An 18,554-nucleotide genomic window follows, 5' to 3' on the forward strand; every position below is an offset into this window, starting at 1 on the left:
GGCATGAACGCCCCCATCCTCATCATCGGCGCCGGCCAGGCCGCCATCATGGCCGCCGAAGCCCTGCGCACCGCCGGCTACACCGGCCCCCTCACCATCCTGGGCGACGAACCCCATGGCCCCTACCACCGCCCCCCGCTCTCCAAGGCCTGGCTGGCCGGCGAAATGGACGCCTCACGGCTGCCCATGCGCACGCCCGAGATGCTGGCGGGCAAAACCATCGAACTGCGCACCGGCACCAAGGTCACCGCCATCAACCGCGCCGCCAAGACCGTGACACTGGCCGACGGCAGCACCCTGCCCTATGGCGGCCTGCTGCTGGCCACCGGCGCCACACCGCGCACGCTGCCGTTACCCGGCAGCACGGCGCAAGGCGTGCTGGCCCTGCGCACGCGCGACGACGCCGACGCCATTGCCCAACGCATGGCCGTCTGCCTGGAAAAGAACCTGCCCCTGGTCGTCATCGGCGGCGGCTTCATCGGCCTGGAAGTGGCGGCCACCGCACGCAAAAAGGGCCTGGCCGTCACCGTGCTGGAAGCCGCGCCGCGCCTGCTGGGCCGCGTGCTGCAGCCCCTGCTCTCGGACTGGTATGCCGAACTGCACCGCAGCCACGGTGTGCAGCTGCTGCTGGGCGCGCAGATCGCCGCCATCCAACACGACACGAGCAACAACGTGACCGGCGTGCGTTTGAATGACGGCACCGTTTACCCCGCCGGCCTGGTGCTGGTGGGCATAGGCGTGAACGCCAACGATGAGCTGGCCCGCGCCGCCGGGCTCGAATGTGATCGCGGCATCGTGGTGGACGCCTGCGGCCGCACCAGCGACCCGAGCATCGTCGCCGCCGGCGACTGCACCGCACGACGTCTGCCCGACGGCAGCCTCATCCGCCTGGAGTCCGTGCAGAACGCCACCGAGCTGGGCAAAAGCGCCGCCTCCGCCCTGCTGGGCCAGGAGCGCCCCTTCACCGCCACACCCTGGTTCTGGAGCGACCAGTACGACAAGAAGCTGCAGATGGCCGGCCTGTCCGCAGGCGCCGACCAGCACGTGCTGCGCGGCGACATGGCCAGCGCCAGCTTCAGCCTCTTCCACTACCAGGGCGACAAGCTGATCGCCATCGACAACGTCAACCATCCCAAGGAGCACCTGCTGGTACGCAAGCTCATGGATGCGGGCATCTCGCCGACACCGCAGCAGGCGGGAGATGTGACGTTTGATCTGAACAGCCTGCTACCCGGCTGAAGTCGATCTCAGGCGGGCAAGGTCACCGTCACGGCCAGGCCCGGCTGCGCGTTGCGCACCGCGAACGTGCCGCCGTGCGCCTGTGCCATCAGCCGGCACAGATACAGGCCCAGGCCCACACCGCCGGCGCTGCGGGTGCGGGCGCTGTCGGGCCGGTAGAAAGCCTGCGCCAGTTGCGACAGCTGTTCCTCGGGCACGCCGGGGCCATGGTCGCGCACTTCGATGCTCAGTCCATCATCGCCTGCCGACAGCGTGACCACGGGCGCCACGGCAGCCTCGCCACCATGTCGCAGCGCATTGTCGACCAGGTTGCGCAAGAGCAGGCGCACGCGCGAGGCATCCACCGACACCGGCCGCATGCCAACGGGCGCCGACACCGTCACGCGCGCCGCGCCCGCATGGGAAACCTGCAGTTCGCCCACCACCTCCCGCGCCAGCGCCGCTACGTCGGTCGGCGCGCGCTGCAGGGCCACGTGCTTGCCCGACAGGCGCTCGCTCTCCAGCAGGTCGCTGATCAGCGCGCTCATGCTCTGCAGGTCGCGCAGCAGCGCCTCGCGCTGCGGGCGGATCGCGTCGGTCTCCGGCAGCAGTTCGGTGTTCAGCCGCGCGCGGGTGATCGGGCTGCGCAGCTCGTGGCTGATCGCCAGCAGCAGGGCGCGCTTGGCCTCGAGCATCTGGTGGATGTCCTGGCCCATGGTGTTGATGGTCAGTGCGAGCTCACCCAGTTCGTCCGGACCGTGGAGACAGCGCTCGGGAATCGGCTGGCTGAAGTCACCCCGGCCGAAACGCCGCGCGCCTTCGCCGATGGCGTCCAGCGGCTTGAGCAGGCGGCGCACGTACAGCCAGGCCAGCAAGGTGAGCGCCAGCAGGGCGCCCAGCGCGTAGCCGATCAGGCGCGGCTTGCGCTCGAATGCCTCGCCGTTGATGCCGAACTCGATACGGTGTCCGTCAGCGGTCTGGCGGTGCAGAAGGGAGGGCCAGTCCTTGCCGCCGCCCCACTCCTTGTTCGATGGACCGGCATCGGGGTGCGAAGCCCAGTGGATGAGCGGCCCCTCGATGCGCACGGTCAGCGGCAGGCGCTCGGTGATGGCCCTGGCGCGTTCCACGCTGGGCGTCGGCCCGCTGGCGGTCACTTCTGTGGCAAGACGGTCCACGTAGTCCATCAGGATGGGCCGCGCCGCCTCGCGCCAGCCCATGGTGAAGGCCTTCTGCGCGCCTGTGATGAACACGAAGGTCAGCGCCAGCGCCAGCGCCAGGAACACCAGCACCATGCGCAGCTTGATCGAATGGGCGACGCGGTGCCTGGCGCGACGCCAGGCCGATGGCTTGCGCTGGCTCATTCGCCCTCCCGCCCCAGCGCCAGCGAGTAACCCGCGTTGCGCAGGGTCTTGATGCAGTCCAGCGGCTCCAGCTTCTTGCGCAGGCGGCTGACCACGATGTCGACTGCGCGGGTATAGAGATCGGCCTCGTGGCCGCGCAGCTGGTTGAGGATGTCGTCGCGGCTGAACACGCGGCCCGGCTCACGTGCCAGCATCAACAGCAGTTCGTACTCGGTACCGGTCAGCTCGACCTCCTGCCCCGAGCGGCGCACGGCGCGGCGCGCGACGTCGACTTCCAGCCCCTCGAACTTCAGCGTGGACGCGGCGCCGGGTACGGCGGCGTGCCCGTTGCCGTTGGGCTTGCGCCGGCGCAGCACGGTCTGGAGACGGGCCACCAGCTCGCGCGGCTCGAAAGGCTTGGGCAGATAGTCGTCCGCCCCCAGCTCCAGGCCCACCACCCGGTCCATCACCTCGCCACGCGCGGTCAGCATGACGATCGGAATGTCGCTCTCCTTGCGGATGGTGCGGCAGAGTTCGAAGCCGTCCATCTCGGGCAGCATGACGTCAAGAATCGCCGCATCGAAGCCCCCGGCCCGCAACAGCGCCAGCCCGGCGCTGGGCCGGGTGGCGTGCACCAGCTGCAACTCGAAGCGCAGGAAGTAGGTGGCCAGCGGCGGCCCCAGGTTCTCGTCGTCGTCGATCAGCAGGATGCGGCTCATCGTTTCATTCTGACAGAGCCCGGTGGCGGACGATCAGGCGGCGCAGCCGGTCCTTCTCGGTCCGCTCCAGGGCGTCGAAGCGTTCGCCCACGGACAGCAGCTCGGGCAACATGGGAACAGCTTGCACCGGTTGGCGCCGGGAGAACCGCGCCCACAGGGCCAGCGCGTGCTCCCGGTCGAAGCGCGGCCCCCAGAACAGGGCCAGCAACTCGGCGTGCGGGTCCTCGGCGTCGGCCAGCAGGGCTGCCGTGTGCGGGCGGCCCTGCCGGGCGATCGCCTGGATGGTGTCAGCCACGGCCCCACCAGCCATGGCCGCGGCGCTCCAGCTTCTCGCGCACCTGCTTCTGCTGTTCGGGGTTCAGGCTGTCGTAGAAGTCACCGAAGGCGGCCAGGATCTTCGGCCCGGAGCCCTGCAGGGCCCGGGTCTTCTGGTCCAGCATCTGCTGGGCCTTGCTGCGGTCGAACTTGTCGGCGGCGATCAGCGCCTGCAGATCCGTGCGTACGTCGACCGACTCGCCGCGCATCGCCTTGCGCGAGGCCACCATCTCGTCGGCCAGTGCTTCCAGCTTGGCCTTCTGCCCGGCGTTGAGTTCCAGCTTGTCGCTGATCTTCTCCACCGCCTTGCCGCGCATCTCGGTGACGCGTTCGTCGCTCCAGCCGCGGGCATGGTCGCCGCGCGAACCGCAGGCGGTGAGGCCGCCGATCACGACGGTGGCGGAAGTGAGTGCAATCAGGCTGCGTTTGATCCAGGGTTTCATGACGGGCTCCTTGTCGGGGCGTTGTTGAACATGACCGTCATGGTGCCGGCAGGTCCGCGGCGGAAGGTTGCAGGGAGGTCGCGGTTTATTTCGTTTTGTTTCAGCGTGCAAGCCGACGACGCACGCGCTGCAGGCCCATCTTCGGCAGGGGCGGCTCAGCCGCCCGGCGCCTGGGCGATGACGCAGCGGTCGCGCCCGTGCAACTTGCCTTCCAGCAAGGCATGGTCGGCGCGGGTCAAGGCCGACTCCAGCGTGTCGCCCGCCGCCACCAGCGTCAGGCCGGCCGTCACCGTCATGCGCAGGGGCCAGGCATCCTGCATGGGCATGGGCGTCGTGCGCACCAGGTCCAGCAGGCGCCGCACCACCGCCTCGGCGCCGTTGCCCAGCAGGAGCAGCAGAAACTCCTCGCCCCCGAAGCGGATCAGCACGTCGTTCTCGCGCAGGCAGGAGCCCATCAGCCGTGCCAGGTGCTGCAGGGCCAGGTCGCCCACCGGGTGGCCCCAGGTATCGTTGACGCTCTTGAAATGGTCCACGTCCACCATGGCCAGGTACAGCGGCAGCCCGTTGCGCGCCGCGTCGCGCTGGCGCAGGTCAAAGGCGTAGTGCAGGCCATGCCGCAAGGGCAGGCCGGTCAGCGCGTCGTGCTGCAGCACCGACTCGGCCACCTTCTGGCGCAATGCATTCAGGCTGGCCACCATGGCCGTCTGTCCGGCCTCGTAGGCCTTGAAGTCCTGTTCATTGGCCGGTTGGCCCTGCGACGACCGGGAACACAGCGCACGCACCGCATCGTGCATGGCCTGGTGCTGGCGCTCCAGTTCGGCGGTGGCAGCTGCGTCGAAACCGGCGAGCGTGGATTGCTCCGTGAGAAACCACTTGCCGAAGATGCAGCGCCGGTGCGCGTCGGGCTGCATCATGTCCTCACCGGGCCCCTCGTGCAGCAAGGCACAGCGCATGAGCCGCTGGTTCCAGGCCAGATGGGCCTGCAGCCCCTGGTCGATGCCGGTGAGCAGGCTTTCGAAATGCGGCGGGGTGGACTGGATCATGCGGGAAATTGACGGTATGTCCTGAACATCTTAACCAGCGCCCTGTGGACCTGGAAGCCCCCCCGGCCAGACCAGCCGGGAAACCGCCGCCCCCCTGCCTGGGCCCGGTCGAGTTCAACCGAGGTTCGATTTGGTTTTGCGCACCTTCTTCGCCGGGGCCACCGGTAGCAGGCTGGTGTATTTCTGGTACAGCTCGAACAGGAAGGCCACGCGCTCGGCGTCGCTCTTGTAGCTCTTTTTGCCGCCGCTGATCTCATAGGCCTTGTCCACTGCGGCGTCGAGTTTCTGGTGCGCCTTGAACAGCGCGGGCGGCATGGTCAGCGGGTCGTAGAGGTCGGCCAGCGAGGAACCCGGGAACTGGGCGCGGGCATCGAGCACGGTCTGGGCAGCGGCTTCGATGGCCTGCCGCTGGGCCTCGGTCGGCGCGTCGGGCCAAGGGTAGTTGTTGTAGACAATCTGGCTGGTGTAGCGGTAACGACTTTCGAGTCTCCCGCACACATACTTGACCCAGGCCATATGCATGCGGGATGTCATGATGCCAAAGTGAAAAGACGTGGCATCAGGCATGCAGAGGTTGGCATTGCCAACGATCACATCCGGCGCAAGGAATCCAATGGGGATGATCTCCCGCCGCTCTGACGAGTGACATGGAATCAAAAGGTACGGCCGATCAGGCTGGCGAATTTCGCCGAACACGGCTGGCGTCGCAGCCAAGGCCTGGGTGGCGGCACGGTTGCTGGCCGACCGGTGCTGTTTGACCTTTTGCACCCGCGCCATCACTGCGGGCATCGCCCGAAGTTCGTCTGGAGGGCAGTCTTTCAGCCACAAGCACCAACGCGGTATGTTGTTGATGAACTCGTCCGCGCCGAGAAAAGGGCGTATCCATTTCGCAGCCGTAGGGCAGTCACGCAGCAATTCCGCCCTTTCGGCTTCGTCCAGGAACAGATGCCCCCCGTCGTTGGCCATCGAACCAAAAACGATGGGAGGAACAGAGCAAATACTCGTCCTGCGAGACGGCAAGGCTACGTCAGGACCATCAACCAGATAGGGATTGATGTTCGACGCGAGCGTGGCATGCGGTTCGCTGTCTACTGCGTCGTACTCGTAGATCACGCGCCGCTCCGACACGGACGCCCCAAAGCCGATGATGACGCAGTGCACCGCCGCCTTGCCACTGGCCTCGTTACTCCAGCGGAAGGTGCGGTGGGCGAAGTGGATGTGCACGCCTTGCGCCAGGAGCCAGCCCCAAAGCACGCCGACCTGCTCACCTTGAACAATGCTGTTGGTGGAAACCAGGCCGCACAGGGGCTGCTGCAAAGATAGATCTGCGTTACGGATGTAGTCGGACGCCTTGATGTACCACGCCGCCACGAAATCGAGTACGCCGCCACCCTCCAGCCTGTCGAAGTACGGAGCAGCGTCGGCCTTCTGCTCCGCGGTCTGGTGCTGCTTCCCCACAAACGGCGGATTCCCCAGCACATAACTGCAACGTTCCGCCGGCAAGACCTCGTTCCAGTCCCGCCGCAGCGCGTTGCCATGCACGATATGCGGCGTGCTCTTGAGCGGAATGCGCGCGAAGTACAGCCCAAACTCCTCGCTCACGCGCAGGTTCATCTGGTGGTCCATGAGCCAGAGCGCCACCTGGGCGATCTGGGCCGGAAATTCCTCGATCTCGATGCCGTAGAACTGGTCTACGTCGATGCCGATGAGCGTATGCACGTCCATGCTCTGCTGGCCGGCCATGCCGCTGAGCAGGTGGCTGGCGCGCAGCACGTCCAGCTCCAGTTCGCGCAGTTCGCGATAGCTGATGACCAGAAAGTTGCCGCATCCGCAGGCCGGGTCGAAGAACTTCAAGAGCCGCAGCTTCTTGTGGAACTCGAAGAGCTTGTTGCGGTTGCCCTTGACCTTCTCGAACTCGGCGCGCAGCTCGTCCAGGAAGAGCGGCTGGATGAGCTTGAGGATGTTCTCCTCGCTGGTGTAGTGCGCGCCCAGATTACGGCGCGCCTTCTCGTCCATGATGCTCTGGAACAGGCCGCCGAAGATGGCCGGGCTGATGGCGGACCAGTCCAGCCCGCAGGCGTCGAGCAGGGCCTCGCGCATGGGGGCTGTGAAGTCGGCCATGGGCAGCGACTCTTCGAACAACTTGCCGTTGATGTACGGGAACATGGCCAACTGTTCGTCCAGCGCCTTGCTGCGCTTCTCGGGCGGGGTGTTGAGCACCTGGAACAGCTGGGCCAGCCGCGAGCCCAGGTCCGAACCATCGGCGGCGGTACGTTCCTCGATGAAACTGCGGAAGGCCTGGGCCGGCTGAAAGATGCCGGTGTCGTCGGCGAACAGGCAGAACAGCACGCGCACCAGCAGCACTTCCAGCGGGTGGCCTTCATAGCCGCTGGCCTTGAGCGCATCGTGCAGGCGGCCCATGCGCTCGGCCGCCTTGATGTTCACCGGGTCCTGGGCCTTGATCTCCTGCGCCTTGTAGCCGGCGATGAAGCCGAACAGGCGGATGTGCTTGTGCAGGTCCTTCAGCGCGAATTCGAAGGTCTCGCCGGTGGCGAGCTTGTGCACGCGGAACTGCGCGAAGTCGCAGACGATGATGATCTGCGGCAGGTCGCGCTCGGCGATACCTGGAAAGTAATCCAGCGCCTGCTTGAAGGCCGCGTCCAGACTCTTGCCGCGCGACTTCTGCTCCACCAGCAGCATGCCGGGCCAGAACAGGTCGACGAAACCGTGGCCGCCACCGTGCTTCTTGACGTTGAACTCGAAGGTGGCGACGCGCTTGTCGGTGATGCCGAAGATTTCGAAGAAGGCGATCCAGAAGGGCTTAGCCTCGCTGTCCTCATTGGCCGCGTCGGCCCAGGTGCGGCTGAAGTTCAGCGCGCGGGACTTGATCTCGTTCCAGCTTAAAGGCACGGTGACTGGTCTCCCTGGGTTCTTGTTGCGGCCATTCTAGGGGAACAGAACGGACCACAAACACGGGGATAGCCCTCAGCGCCGCAGCCAGTCCGCCAGCGCCGTGCTCACCGCCTGCGGCTGCTCCATGGTCGTCATGTGGCCGCTGTTTTCCACGATGACCAACTGCGCGCCGGGGATGGCGGCGGCCATGGCCTCGTGCTGGGCTGGGCCGCTCCAGGCGTCCTGGCGGCCCGTCAGGACCAGCGTGGGGCAGGTGATGCCCGGCAACAGCGGGGCGGCATCGAAGCGGTTCAGCAGTGCGTTGATCTGCGCGGCGTACTGTGCGGCGCTGCCGCGGTCGAACATGGCCAGCACTTCTTCGAAGATGGGGCCACCGATGCGATCCGGGTGCACCATGCCCTTGGCCCACTCCTGGGCCATGACACGCATGCCCTGCTCCTGCGCGATCTTCAGCAGGGCCAGGCGCCCTGCCCGCTCCTTTTCACCCGCCGCACCTGTCGCCAGCGGGTGCGTGCCCGTGTCCAGCAGGGCCAGGCGCTCCACACGCTGCGGCGCCAGGCGCATGACTTCCAGCGCCACACGACCGCCCATGGAGTGGCCGGCTATGCAAAAGCGTTCGGTCGGTGCCTCGTCCAGCACCTGCTGGGCCATGGCGGTGAGGGAATCCCGCAGGCCCCAGGCGGGAATGAGGCAACGGGCCTGGCCCTGGAGTGCGGCGACCTGCGGCGCCCAGACGGCGGCGTCGCAGTTGAGGCCGGGCAGGAGCATGAGGGTGGCAGCCATTTCAGAACACCTCCGTATCGACTTCGCGGTTGCTCTGCTCGCTGTAACGGTTACCCACCACGGTCTGCTGGTTGATCAGACTCTCCACTTTCGCCAGGGTGGCGGGGCTGAGCCTGATGTCGGCGGCGGCCAGGTTTTCGGCCAGATGCTCCAGGCTGGTGGTGCCGAAGAGCGGAGCGATGTGCGGCGCCTTGTGCAGCAGCCAGGCCAGGGCCAGCTGGGCCGGGGTGCAACCCGCTTCATGCGCCACGGCTTCGTAAGCCGGCAGCAGCTTGAGGTTGCCCGCGTAGTTGGCCGGCTCGAAACGCGGCATGCCGTGGCGGATGTCCTTGGCGTCCAGGGCCTTCACGTCGCGCAGTTTGCCCGTGAGAAAGCCGCGCGCCACCGGGCTGAAGGCGACGAAGGCAGCGCCGATCTCCTTGCAGGTGTCGAGCACGGCGATCTCGGGGTTGCGTGTCCAGAGTGAATACTCGGTCTGCACGGCAGCGATGGGGTGGACGGCGTGGGCCTTGCGCACGGTGGCAGCCGAGACTTCTGAGAGGCCGATGGCGCGCACATGGCCACGCTCGACCAGGCGCGAGAGTTCGCCCACGCTGTCCTCGACGGGCACCTTCTTGTCCCAGCGATGCAGGTAATACAGGTCGATCACGTCCGTGCCCAGGCGGCGCAGGCTGGCCTCGCAGTCACGGCGGATGGCCTCGGGCCGGCCGTCGATCACACGCACCAGCTTGCCGTCACCCGCCAGGTCCACGCCGGCCATACCGCCCTTGCTGGCCAGGGTGATGCGGCTGCGATGCGCCTTGAGCACACGGCCGACCAGGGTTTCGTTGGCGCCGAAGCCATAGAGGGCTGCCGTGTCGAACATCGTGACACCGGCGTCCAGCGCGCTGAGCAGCACGCGCTCGCCGTGCTCGGGAGCGGGCGGCACACCGTAGGCATAACTCAGGCTCATGCAGCCCAAGGCGAGGGCGGAGACGTTGAAGGGGCCGATTTGTCGTTGCTGCATGTCAGTGTCTCCACCGCACCGCGCCCGCTCCGCAGCGCATAAAACGATCTAAGCCGGGAACGCCGTGGAACCGGCTTTGCCGGGCCACTGGCGTTGCCCCCTGCAAGGGGGGTGGCGAAGCGACACATCGTGTCGCGCAGCCTGGGGGTGAGTCTATTTCAGCTGCTGCTCCAGCTGGTGCAGCACCTGGTAACAAGGCAGCACCTGGGCCACGCTGGCGTTGGGCTCGCGGCCTTCGCGGATGGCGGCGAAGAACTCGCGGTCCTGCAGCTCGATGCCGTTCATGGAGACGTCGACCTTGCTCACGTCGATCTTCTCGTCCTTGCCGTTGAACAGGTCGTCGTAACGGGCCAGGTAGGTGGCCGTGTCGCCGATGTAGCGGAAGAAGGTGCCCAGCGGGCCGTCGTTGTTGAACGAGAGCGACAAGGTGCAGATCGCGCCGTTGGCGGCCTTGAGCTGGATGCTCATGTCCATGGCGATGCCCAGCGTCGGGTGGATCGGCCCCTGGACGGCGTTGGCCTTCACGATGGGGCTGCCGGCCTGGTAGGCGAACAGGTCCACGGTGTGAGCGGCGTGGTGCCAGAGTAGGTGGTCGGTCCAGCTGCGGGCCTGGCCCAAGGCGTTCATGTTGGTGCGGCGGAAGAAGTAGGTCTGCACGTCCATCTGCTGGATGTTGAACTCGCCGGCCTTGATCTTCTTGTTGACGTACTGGTGGCTGGGATTGAAACGACGGGTGTGGCCGCACATGGCCACCAGGCCGGCCTTCTTCTGCAGGGCGACGACTTCCTCGCCGTCCTTGAGCACGTCGCACAGGGGGATTTCCACCTGCACGTGCTTGCCGGCCTGCAGGCAGGCCTTGGCCTGCGCCGCGTGCATCTGCGTGGGCGTGCACAGGATGACGGCGTCGACTTCCTTGAGCTTGAGGCTGTCGGCCAGGTCGGTGGTGACGTGCTTGATGCCGTATTTATCAGCCACTTCTTTCGTCTTTTCGATATCGCGGCTGATCAGCGAGACGACTTCCACGTCCTGGATGTTCTTGATGCCGTCCAGGTGCTTGATGCCGAAGGCACCGGCGCCGGCGAGGGCTACTTTGATGGTCATGGCGGTTCCTTATTGATTTTCCAGAATGAGGTGGCCCACGGCGGTGTTGGACGCGGGCACATGGTAGAAGCGGTGCGCCACCTTCGGCGCAGCACCCTTGCCGGCCACGTCGCTCATGGCGCCGCGGGCGATGAGCCACATCACCAGCTCGATGCCCTCGCTGCCGGCTTCACGCACGTAGTCGATATGCGGCTTGCTGGCCAGGGTATCGGGGCTGGCGATCATCTCGTCGAGGAAGGCGTTGTCCCATTCCTTGTTGATCAGACCGGCGCGCGGACCCTGCAGCTGGTGGCTCATGCCGCCCGTGCCCCAGATCTGCACGTTCAGCGGCTGGTCGTAGCTCTCGATGGCGCGGCGGATGGCCTTGCCCAGCTCGAAGCAGCGGCGGCCGCTGGGCACCGGGTACTGCACCACGTTGACCGCGAAGGGGATCACCGGGCAGGGCCACTCGAAATTGGCCTGGTCGGGCGTGCCGCAGACCAGGGACAGGGGCACGGTCAGGCCGTGGTCCACGTCCATCTTGTTGACGATGGTGAGGTCGAAGTCCTGCTGGATGACGGACTGCGCGATGTGCGCGGCCAGGTCCGGATGGCCCTGGACCACGGGCACCGGGCGCGGGCCCCAGCCCTCGTCGGCCGGCGTGAACTGCGCTGCCGTGCCGATGGCGAAAGTGGGGATCATCTCCAGGCTGAAAGCCGTGGCGTGGTCGTTGTAGACGAGGAAGATGACGTCGGGCTTGTGGTCCTTGAACCACTGCTTGGTGGGTTCGTAGCCCTTGAACAGGGGCTGCCAGTAGGGTTCGGTGGTCTTGCCCAGGTCGATGGCCGCGCCGATGGCGGGCACGTGCGAGGTGTAGACGGATGCGGTGATCTTGGCCATGTCGATATGTCTTTCAGAGAAGCTTGCCGGTGCCGTGGCCTTGCGGCTGGTTCTTGGCCTGGGCGCTGCCGTCTTCACCGACCACACGGTTGCCTTCGGCCGAGCGGCCGCCCTTGAGCATCATGTCGCGGTACTCTTCCTCGGTCATGCCGGTCATGGAGCCCGCCATCTGCTGGAAGCTCTTGCCGTGCGTGGCGCCCAGCTTGGCCAGGAAGTAGATGTTGCCGCCCAGGGAGATGGCCTTGTTGAGGTCGGCAGCCAGCACGGCCTGCTTCTGCTCTTCCGTCATCGGCCATTCGTCCAGGTATTTGCGCTGGTCGGCCTTGAAGCGTTCGCGGTTCTCGGCCTTCATCAGGCTCATGCAGAACTGGTTGAGCCAGTAGCCCTTGCGGCTCTGCTCGGCGTCGAAGATGGTCGTGCCGGGCACGTCCAGGTAGGGTTTTTCAAGTGACATTTATTTCTCCTCCGGCCAGTACAGGCGCATGGGATTGTCCACCAGCAGCTTTCTCTGCAGTTCGGCGGTGGGGGCGATGTGGGGGATGAAATCCACCAGCAGGCCGTCGTCGGGCATGTGGTCCTTCAGGTTGGGGTGCGGCCAGTCGGTGCCCCAGAGCACACGGTCCGGGAATTCCTGCACGATGCGCTTGGCAAAGGGCACCACATCCTTGTAGGCGGCCTGCTCGCCATTGAGGGCCTTGGGGCCGGTCACCGAGAGGCGCTCGGGGCAGCTGACCTTGCTCCACACGTTCTGGTGCTCGCGCATGTACTTCAGGAACAGCGCGAACTCGGGCCCGTCCACGGGTTTGCTCACATCGGGGCGGCCCATGTGGTCCACCACCACGGTGGTGGGCAGGGCGGTGAAGAAGTCCCACAGCTCGGGCAGGTCGACCGCCTCGAAGTAGATCACCACATGCCAGCCCAGTTTGGCGATGCGCCCGGCGATCTCCAGCAGCTCGTCCTTGGGGGTGAAGTCCACCAGACGCTTGACGAAGTTGAAACGCACACCGCGCACGCCGGCGGCGTGCAGCCTGTGCAGCTCCTCGTCCGTCACGCTGCGCCGGACCGTGGCCACGCCGCGCGCCTTGCCGTTGCTGGACAGGCAGGCGTCGACCAGGGCGCGGTTGTCGGCGCCGTGGCAGGTGGCCTGCACGATGACGTTGCGCGCAAAACCCAGGTGATCGCGCAGGGCGAAGAGCTGGGCCTTGCTGGCGTCGCAGGGGGTGTACTTGCGCTCGGGCGCATAGGGAAATTCGGCGCCGGGGCCGAAGACGTGGCAGTGCGCGTCCACCGCGCCGGCCGGCAGCGTGAAGCGCGGCTTGCTGGGGCCGGTGTACCAGTCCATCCAGCCGGCGGTTTTTTCGAAGGGGCCCGTGGTGGGTTTGCTCATGGTTCTCTCGGATGTTGTTTTGTAATCAACGCATGGCCGGTTCGGCCGTGCCGCGCAGGCCGGCACGATCGATGGCCGATTGCAGGGTGCCGTCACGGCGCACGGTCAGCGCGAAGCTGCTCAGGTAAGACAGCCCGGCCTCGCGCCCCTTGGGGATGGCGATGGCCAGGTTCTCCAGACCCCAGCGGCCGTCCAGCACGCGCGCGCCGGGCAGGCCATCGGCCATCTCGTACAGGATGCCCTTGTTGGTAGCGAAGGCATCGAACTTGCGCGCGGCCAGCTGCTCGGAGGCGGCCTTGAGCGTGGGCACGGGCACCACCTGGGCCTGCTTGTAGGTGCGCGTGAGCACGCCCTGGGAGGTGCTGCCCTGGCTGACACCGACCTTGATGCCGACGCGGTCGATCTCGCTGGCACTTTGCAGCGGGCTGCCGGCCGGCACCAGGTAGCCCAGCTCCAGGCTGACCAGGGGCAGCGTGAAGTTCATGTCACGCGCGCGCGCCTCGGTGGCGTTGGTGAAGGTGAAGTCCACCTCGCCGTTTTTCATGGCTTCGAGCACCTCGGCGATGCGCTTGTACTCCACCAGCTCCAGCGGCACGTTCAGCCAGCGCGCCAGTTCGCGCCCCAGCTCGTAGGCCACGCCGGTCAACTTGCCGTTCTTGTCCGTCACCATCGAGGTCGGGCTGCCCGAGTAGACACCGACGCGCAGCTTGCCATCGGGGGCCAGCGCGGCGCGCGCCTGGGGCGTGGGCGGGGACGCCGGGGGCGGCGTGACGGCACAACCGGCCAGCAGCGTGACGGCGGCCAGCAGGCCCGTGAACCAGGTTCGGCGCAGCATGTTCATGACGGGTCCCCTCTTGTGGTGTGAACGGACAGCCAGCTTAGTCGATGTACTTCAGGCCCAGCTTTTCCAGGGGTTCGCGGAATTTGTACATGTCCAGGCCCAGCACGCCGGACGCCAGCTTGGCGCGCTTCTCGCCCTCGAAGGATTCGCGGGCGGCGGCGGCATCGGCCACCTTCTGTGCATCGGCGGCGTTAACGACGACCACGCCGTCGTCGTCGGCCACGATGGCGTCACCCGGGTTCACGATCATGCCCGCGCAGACCACGGGAATGTTGACGGAACCCAGCGTGGCCTTGATGGTGCCCTTGGCGCTGATGGCGCGGCTCCAGACCGGGAAATCCATGGACTTGAGCTCGGCGATGTCGCGGCAACCGCCATCGATGATCAGGCCGCGCGCACCACGGGCCTTGAAGCTGGTGGCCAGTAGGTCGCCGAAGAAACCGTCGGTGTTGGGCGAAGAGAGGGCCGCCACGACGATGTCGCCGGGCTTGATCTGCTCGGCCACCACGTGCAGCATCCAGTTGTCACCGGGATGCAGCAGCACGGTCACGGCGGGGCCGGCGATCCTGGCGCCGGAATAGATGGGGCGCATATAGGTCTGCATCAGGCCGATGCGGCCCTGGGCTTCGTGCACGGTGGCCACACCGTACTGGCCCATTTTCTCGACGGCGGCGGCATCGGCGCGCACGATGTTGCGCTTGACGATGCCCAGGGGTGCGTTGACGCTCATGATGGTTTCCTCTGTGTGTTGCTGTTATGTGGGGATGGACTTGCGGGCTTACTTGCCCTTGGCCTTCAGCTGGGCGTCCAGGCGCGAGAACACGCGGCGGGCATTGCCCTCGTAGACCTTGAAACGCTGCTCGTCATTGAGGTGCGGCGTGGCCTGCACGTAACGCTTGGTATCGTCGTAGTAGGCGCCGGTCTCGGGGTCGATGCCGCGCACGGCGCCGATCATCTCGGAGGCGAACAGGATGTTGTCCACCGGGATCACCTTGGTCAGCAGGTCGATGCCGGGCTGGTGGTAGACGCAGGTGTCGAAGTAGATGTTCTTGAGCAGGTGCTCGCTGAGCAGCGGTTTTTTCATCTCCTGCGCCAGGCCGCGGAAACGGCCCCAGTGATAAGGCGCTGCGCCGCCGCCGTGCGGGATGATGAACTTCAGCGTGGGGAAGTCCTTGAACAGGTCGCCCTGGATCAGCTGCATGACGGCCGTGGTGTCGGCGTTCAGGTAGTGCGCGCCGGTGGTGTGGAAGCAGGCGTTGCAGCTGGTGGACACGTGGATCATGGCCGGGATGTCGTACTCGACCATCTTCTCGTAGATGGGGTACCACTGCTTGTCGGTCAGAGGCGGGCTGGTCCAATGGCCGCCACTGGGGTCCGGGTTCAGGTTGATGCCGACGTTGCCGTATTGTTTGACGCACTTCTCCAGCTCGGGGATGCAGGTCTTGGGGTCCACACCCGGCGACTGCGGCAGCATGGCGGCGGGCACGAAGCTGTCCGGGAAGAGCTGCGACACGCGGTAGCAGAGCTCGTTGCAGATGGCGGCCCAGGTGGACGAGACATTGAAGTCGCCGATGTGGTGGGCCATGAAGCTGGCGCGCGGGCTGAAGATGGTGAGGTCGGAGCCGCGCTCCTTCATCAGCCTGAGCTGGTTGCTCTCGATGGACTCGCGCAGCTCGTCGTCGCTGATCTTCAGATCGGCCACTTTGGGCATGAGGGCCGGGTCCTTGATGCCGGCGATCTGCTGGTTGCGCCAGTTCTCCAGCGCCTTGGGGGCCGTCGTGTAGTGGCCGTGGATGTCGATGATCATGGGTTTTTTCATATCGGTCTCCTGGGGTTCAAATTCATTCAGGCCGGGTCCATGCCCTGGCGGCGCTTGGCCTCGGCCGCGGCGGGCGAGGCCATGTAGGCCAGCATGGCGCGCACGGTCTCGGCCTGCGTGCTGGTCGCGCAGACACCGGCGGAAAAGGTGGTGATGATCTGGATGGCCGGCGGCAGCGTCCCCAGCACGCTGATGCCTTCGAGGTTCAGCATCTCGCTGAGCTGCTGGAAACCCAGCGCCACCTCGCCCTTGGCCACCAGCGAGCCCACCGGAATGCCCGGCGGCGGCGTCACGATGCGGTCCTTGATGGTTTCAGCGATGCCCCAGCGCTCGAACAGTTTCGCCAGCGCCACGCCGCTGGGGCCGGTGGAGTAGCTGAGGTTGCGCGCCGCCAGGATGGCCTGGCGTACCGCGTCTTCGCTGGAGATGTCGGGCTTCGGAGCGCCGGCGCGCACGGCCACGGCCACGCCCGAGCGCACCAGGTCCACCTTGCTGCCGGCCAGCACATGGCCGGAGGCGATGAGCTTGTCGATCGCGTCGGCGGCGAGGATCACGACATCAAAGGCCTCGCCGGCCTGCACACGTTTGGCCGCATCCACCCCGCCCACCGATTCGATGGCCACACGCTGGCCCGAGTGCTGCTGGTAGACGTCCACCAGCTCAGCCAGCACCTGGCGGGTGGCCATGGAGGAAATGCCCAGGATGGGAACGCTCATAAGAGAGGGGGCTGAAATTGATAAGAGTAAACAGCGATTGTGGCCACCCTTCTCCCCGGTGCCAAGGCGGAGCGGTTTCTAGCAGGTATCGCATTTCGGCATAATGAAGGCGAAGCTATCCCGCAAACCATGGACCTGAAACAACTCGAATATTTCGTGCGCGTGGCCGAACTGGGCAGCTTCACACGCGCCGCCGGGGTGCTGAACATCGCCCAGCCGGCACTGAGCCGCCAGGTGCGGCTGCTGGAGGTGGAGCTGCGGCAGAACCTGCTGCTGCGCAATGGCCGCGGCGTCACCACCACCGAGGCCGGCAAGCTGCTGCTGGAGCATGGCCGCGGCATCCTGCACCAGGTGGAGCGCGCCCGCGAAGACCTGGGCCGCGTACGCGGCGCCCTGGCCGGGCGCGTGGCCCTGGGCCTGCCGCCCAGCATCGCCCGCATGATGACAGTTCCGCTCACGCGCGCCTTCCGCAAACGCCTGCCCAGTGCTGCGCTGTCCATCAGCGAGGGCCTGACGATCTCCATGCAGGAAGGCCTGCTGACCGGGCGCCTGGACATCGCCCTGCTCTACAACCCGCCGGCCAGCCCCGAGCTCAACACCCTGCCGCTGCTGGACGAGGAACTGTTCCTGATCGGGCCGCGCCCACCACGCAGCAAGGCCGTGGCGCAGTCCATCGGCCTGAAGGAGGTCAGCGCCCTGCCCCTGGTCATCCCCAGCCGGCCCAACGCCATCCGCATGGTGGTGGAGACCGAGATGGCCGGCATAGGCTGCAAACCCGACATCAGCCTGGAGATCGACGGCGTGGCCGCCATCCTGGACCTGGTGGCCGACGGCGCCGGTTATGCCGTGCTGCCCAAGTACGCGCTGGCCACCATGCAGCGGCCCGAGACCTACCAGGCGCGCGCCATCGAAAACCCCCGCCTGGCCAGCCGCCTGGCACTGGCCACGGCCGCCGGCCGCACCACCACCATGACACAGCAGGCCATGCTGGAACTGATCCAGCAGGTGGCCGGCGAAGTCTTTGGCGCGGTCGCGACACCCGCATGAAAATACCTACCCATGGCAACTGACAAACCCTACACACTGGCCGGCGTGATGGGCTGGCCGGTGGCGCATTCGCGCTCACCCGCCATCCACAACCACTGGATCCGCCAGCATGGCCTCAACGGCAGCTACGTGCTGCTGCCCGTCCAGCCGGACCGCCTGGGCGACGCCGTGCGCGGCCTGCGCGCCCTGGGCTTTGCCGGCTGCAACATCACCATCCCGCACAAGGTGGCGGCCATGGCACTGATGGACCGCATCGACCCGCTGGCCGCACGCATTGGCGCCATCAACACCATCGTCGTCGAAGCCGACGGCACGCTCGCCGGCTACAACAACGACGCCTATGGTTTCATCCAGAGCCTGCTGGACGCGCAGCCGGACTGGCGCGCCGATGCCGGCCCCGTCACCGTGCTGGGCGCGGGCGGCGCAGCGCGCGCCATCCTGGTGGCACTGGCCGAACGCGGGGCGAAGGAGATCCGCCTGTGCAACCGCAGCATGGACAAGGCCCAGGCCCTGGCCGCCGAGTTCGGCGCGCCCATCCGGGCCCTGCCCTGGGACCAGCGCGACGACGCCCTGGACGGCTGCGCCCTGCTGGTGAACAGCACCAGCCTGGGCATGAAGGGACAGGACCCGCTGGTCTTGTCGCTCGACCGGCTGCCCCGGCACGCGCTGGTGTGCGACGCCATCTACATCCCGCTGGAAACGCCGCTGCTGGCCGCCGCGCGCCAGCGTGGCAACGCCACCGTCAACGGCCTGGGCATGCTGCTGAACCAGGCCCGCCCGGCCTTCCAGCGCTGGTTCGGGGTCACGCCCGAGCTGACGCCGGAACTGCGGCGTTTGATCGAAGCCACGCTCTGAGAGCCTGTCAGGCGCTTGGCCCATCACAATTTGTGATGGGCCTATCGTGACATCGCTGCGCATTCCATCGTTAGCCCTACTTGCCCGGACCGGTTGGCGCGCCTATTCTGGCCCGCACCTCAACGACCC

At 66.6% G+C, this 18,554-nt stretch carries 19 protein-coding genes; 3 read left to right on the forward strand and 16 right to left on the reverse strand.

Annotation, left to right across the window (positions count from 1 at the left end; genetic code table 11):
- Positions 1 to 3 precede the first annotated feature (3 nt).
- Positions 4 to 1,239, forward strand: coding sequence for an NAD(P)/FAD-dependent oxidoreductase (locus tag HTY51_RS09910; RefSeq protein WP_174252585.1), 1,236 nt, complete (start codon positions 4 to 6; stop codon positions 1,237 to 1,239).
- An 8-nt stretch (positions 1,240 to 1,247) separates the two neighbouring features.
- On the opposite strand, the gene HTY51_RS09915 is transcribed toward HTY51_RS09910, so the two are convergent.
- The 16 genes from HTY51_RS09915 to HTY51_RS09990 all read right to left on the reverse strand — a co-directional run bounded on the left by HTY51_RS09915 (position 1,248) and on the right by HTY51_RS09990 (position 16,523).
- Positions 1,248 to 2,579: a HAMP domain-containing sensor histidine kinase gene (locus HTY51_RS09915; RefSeq protein ID WP_174252586.1), complete on the reverse strand. Its 1,332-nt coding sequence runs from the start codon at positions 2,577 to 2,579 to the stop codon at positions 1,248 to 1,250.
- A complete protein-coding gene (locus HTY51_RS09920; RefSeq protein WP_174252587.1) occupies positions 2,576 to 3,277 on the reverse strand; it encodes a response regulator transcription factor in 702 nt (233 codons plus the stop codon). Before HTY51_RS09920 ends, HTY51_RS09915 begins: the two co-directional genes overlap by 4 nt.
- Before the next feature lie 4 nt (positions 3,278 to 3,281).
- A complete protein-coding gene (locus HTY51_RS09925; RefSeq protein WP_254606852.1) occupies positions 3,282 to 3,572 on the reverse strand; it encodes a hypothetical protein in 291 nt (96 codons plus the stop codon).
- Positions 3,565 to 4,035, reverse strand: a complete 471-nt coding sequence (locus HTY51_RS09930; protein ID WP_174252589.1) for a Spy/CpxP family protein refolding chaperone — start codon at positions 4,033 to 4,035, stop codon at positions 3,565 to 3,567. The genes HTY51_RS09925 and HTY51_RS09930 overlap by 8 nt, the downstream gene beginning before the upstream one ends.
- Before the next feature lie 155 nt (positions 4,036 to 4,190).
- A complete protein-coding gene (locus HTY51_RS09935) occupies positions 4,191 to 5,078 on the reverse strand; it encodes a diguanylate cyclase (protein ID WP_174252590.1) in 888 nt (295 codons plus the stop codon).
- A gap of 114 nt (positions 5,079 to 5,192) precedes the next feature.
- Positions 5,193 to 7,988, reverse strand: coding sequence for a class I SAM-dependent DNA methyltransferase (locus tag HTY51_RS09940; protein WP_174252591.1), 2,796 nt, complete (start codon positions 7,986 to 7,988; stop codon positions 5,193 to 5,195).
- A gap of 75 nt (positions 7,989 to 8,063) precedes the next feature.
- On the reverse strand, positions 8,064 to 8,774 hold the full coding sequence (locus HTY51_RS09945; protein ID WP_174252592.1) for an alpha/beta fold hydrolase: 711 nt from the start codon (positions 8,772 to 8,774) through the stop codon (positions 8,064 to 8,066).
- A 1-nt stretch (position 8,775) separates the two neighbouring features.
- The gene (locus HTY51_RS09950) at positions 8,776 to 9,780 is read right to left on the reverse strand and encodes an aldo/keto reductase (RefSeq protein ID WP_174252593.1); all 1,005 of its coding nucleotides are present in this window, start codon (positions 9,778 to 9,780) and stop codon (positions 8,776 to 8,778) included.
- A 153-nt stretch (positions 9,781 to 9,933) separates the two neighbouring features.
- On the reverse strand, positions 9,934 to 10,881 hold the full coding sequence (locus tag HTY51_RS09955; protein WP_174252594.1) for a Gfo/Idh/MocA family oxidoreductase: 948 nt from the start codon (positions 10,879 to 10,881) through the stop codon (positions 9,934 to 9,936).
- A gap of 9 nt (positions 10,882 to 10,890) precedes the next feature.
- The gene (locus HTY51_RS09960; protein ID WP_174252595.1) at positions 10,891 to 11,760 is read right to left on the reverse strand and encodes a class III extradiol dioxygenase subunit beta; all 870 of its coding nucleotides are present in this window, start codon (positions 11,758 to 11,760) and stop codon (positions 10,891 to 10,893) included.
- A gap of 13 nt (positions 11,761 to 11,773) precedes the next feature.
- Positions 11,774 to 12,214 carry a protocatechuate 4,5-dioxygenase subunit alpha gene (ligA, locus tag HTY51_RS09965; protein ID WP_174252596.1) on the reverse strand — a complete coding sequence of 147 codons (441 nt, stop codon included), beginning with the start codon at positions 12,212 to 12,214 and terminating at the stop codon, positions 11,774 to 11,776.
- The gene (locus HTY51_RS09970) at positions 12,215 to 13,147 is read right to left on the reverse strand and encodes an amidohydrolase family protein (RefSeq protein ID WP_174252597.1); all 933 of its coding nucleotides are present in this window, start codon (positions 13,145 to 13,147) and stop codon (positions 12,215 to 12,217) included. It abuts the gene before it with no gap.
- A 25-nt stretch (positions 13,148 to 13,172) separates the two neighbouring features.
- Positions 13,173 to 13,988, reverse strand: a complete 816-nt coding sequence (locus tag HTY51_RS09975) for a transporter substrate-binding domain-containing protein (protein WP_174252598.1) — start codon at positions 13,986 to 13,988, stop codon at positions 13,173 to 13,175.
- A 37-nt stretch (positions 13,989 to 14,025) separates the two neighbouring features.
- Complete coding sequence (gene ligK, locus HTY51_RS09980; protein WP_057675426.1) at positions 14,026 to 14,718, reverse strand: 4-carboxy-4-hydroxy-2-oxoadipate aldolase/oxaloacetate decarboxylase; 693 nt, start codon at positions 14,716 to 14,718, stop codon at positions 14,026 to 14,028.
- A 48-nt stretch (positions 14,719 to 14,766) separates the two neighbouring features.
- Positions 14,767 to 15,795, reverse strand: coding sequence for an amidohydrolase family protein (locus tag HTY51_RS09985; RefSeq protein WP_174254233.1), 1,029 nt, complete (start codon positions 15,793 to 15,795; stop codon positions 14,767 to 14,769).
- Positions 15,796 to 15,833: 38 nt separating this feature from the next.
- Positions 15,834 to 16,523 carry a substrate-binding domain-containing protein gene (locus HTY51_RS09990; protein ID WP_174252599.1) on the reverse strand — a complete coding sequence of 230 codons (690 nt, stop codon included), beginning with the start codon at positions 16,521 to 16,523 and terminating at the stop codon, positions 15,834 to 15,836.
- A gap of 129 nt (positions 16,524 to 16,652) precedes the next feature.
- Between HTY51_RS09990 and HTY51_RS09995 the strand changes: the two genes are divergently transcribed.
- Positions 16,653 to 17,570 (forward strand): LysR substrate-binding domain-containing protein, encoded by a 918-nt coding sequence (locus HTY51_RS09995; protein ID WP_174252600.1) that lies wholly within the window; start codon positions 16,653 to 16,655, stop codon positions 17,568 to 17,570.
- 12 nt (positions 17,571 to 17,582) lie between these two features.
- Positions 17,583 to 18,425 carry a shikimate dehydrogenase gene (locus HTY51_RS10000; RefSeq protein ID WP_174252601.1) on the forward strand — a complete coding sequence of 281 codons (843 nt, stop codon included), beginning with the start codon at positions 17,583 to 17,585 and terminating at the stop codon, positions 18,423 to 18,425.
- Positions 18,426 to 18,554: the final 129 nt, after the last annotated feature.

This window comes from Rhodoferax sp. BAB1 (assembly GCF_013334205.1).
Classification (GTDB): Bacteria; Pseudomonadota; Gammaproteobacteria; order Burkholderiales; family Burkholderiaceae_C; genus Hylemonella.

Bases quoted from the DNA above. Each gene is read 5' to 3' on its own strand.
- HTY51_RS09910 (WP_174252585.1), top strand. From the start codon at position 4: ATGAACGCCCCCATCCTCATCATCGGCGCCGGCCAGGCCGCCATCATG.
- HTY51_RS09915 (WP_174252586.1), bottom strand. From the start codon at position 2,579: ATGAGCCAGCGCAAGCCATCGGCCTGGCGTCGCGCCAGGCACCGCGTC.
- HTY51_RS09920 (WP_174252587.1), bottom strand. From the start codon at position 3,277: ATGAGCCGCATCCTGCTGATCGACGACGACGAGAACCTGGGGCCGCCG.
- HTY51_RS09930 (WP_174252589.1), bottom strand. From the start codon at position 4,035: ATGAAACCCTGGATCAAACGCAGCCTGATTGCACTCACTTCCGCCACC.
- HTY51_RS09935 (WP_174252590.1), bottom strand. From the start codon at position 5,078: ATGATCCAGTCCACCCCGCCGCATTTCGAAAGCCTGCTCACCGGCATC.
- HTY51_RS09945 (WP_174252592.1), bottom strand. From the start codon at position 8,774: ATGGCTGCCACCCTCATGCTCCTGCCCGGCCTCAACTGCGACGCCGCC.
- HTY51_RS09950 (WP_174252593.1), bottom strand. From the start codon at position 9,780: ATGCAGCAACGACAAATCGGCCCCTTCAACGTCTCCGCCCTCGCCTTG.
- HTY51_RS09955 (WP_174252594.1), bottom strand. From the start codon at position 10,881: ATGACCATCAAAGTAGCCCTCGCCGGCGCCGGTGCCTTCGGCATCAAG.
- HTY51_RS09960 (WP_174252595.1), bottom strand. From the start codon at position 11,760: ATGGCCAAGATCACCGCATCCGTCTACACCTCGCACGTGCCCGCCATC.
- ligA (WP_174252596.1), bottom strand. From the start codon at position 12,214: ATGTCACTTGAAAAACCCTACCTGGACGTGCCCGGCACGACCATCTTC.
- HTY51_RS09970 (WP_174252597.1), bottom strand. From the start codon at position 13,147: ATGAGCAAACCCACCACGGGCCCCTTCGAAAAAACCGCCGGCTGGATG.
- HTY51_RS09975 (WP_174252598.1), bottom strand. From the start codon at position 13,988: ATGAACATGCTGCGCCGAACCTGGTTCACGGGCCTGCTGGCCGCCGTC.
- ligK (WP_057675426.1), bottom strand. From the start codon at position 14,718: ATGAGCGTCAACGCACCCCTGGGCATCGTCAAGCGCAACATCGTGCGC.
- HTY51_RS09985 (WP_174254233.1), bottom strand. From the start codon at position 15,795: ATGATCATCGACATCCACGGCCACTACACGACGGCCCCCAAGGCGCTG.
- HTY51_RS09990 (WP_174252599.1), bottom strand. From the start codon at position 16,523: ATGAGCGTTCCCATCCTGGGCATTTCCTCCATGGCCACCCGCCAGGTG.
- HTY51_RS09995 (WP_174252600.1), top strand. From the start codon at position 16,653: ATGGACCTGAAACAACTCGAATATTTCGTGCGCGTGGCCGAACTGGGC.
- HTY51_RS10000 (WP_174252601.1), top strand. From the start codon at position 17,583: ATGGCAACTGACAAACCCTACACACTGGCCGGCGTGATGGGCTGGCCG.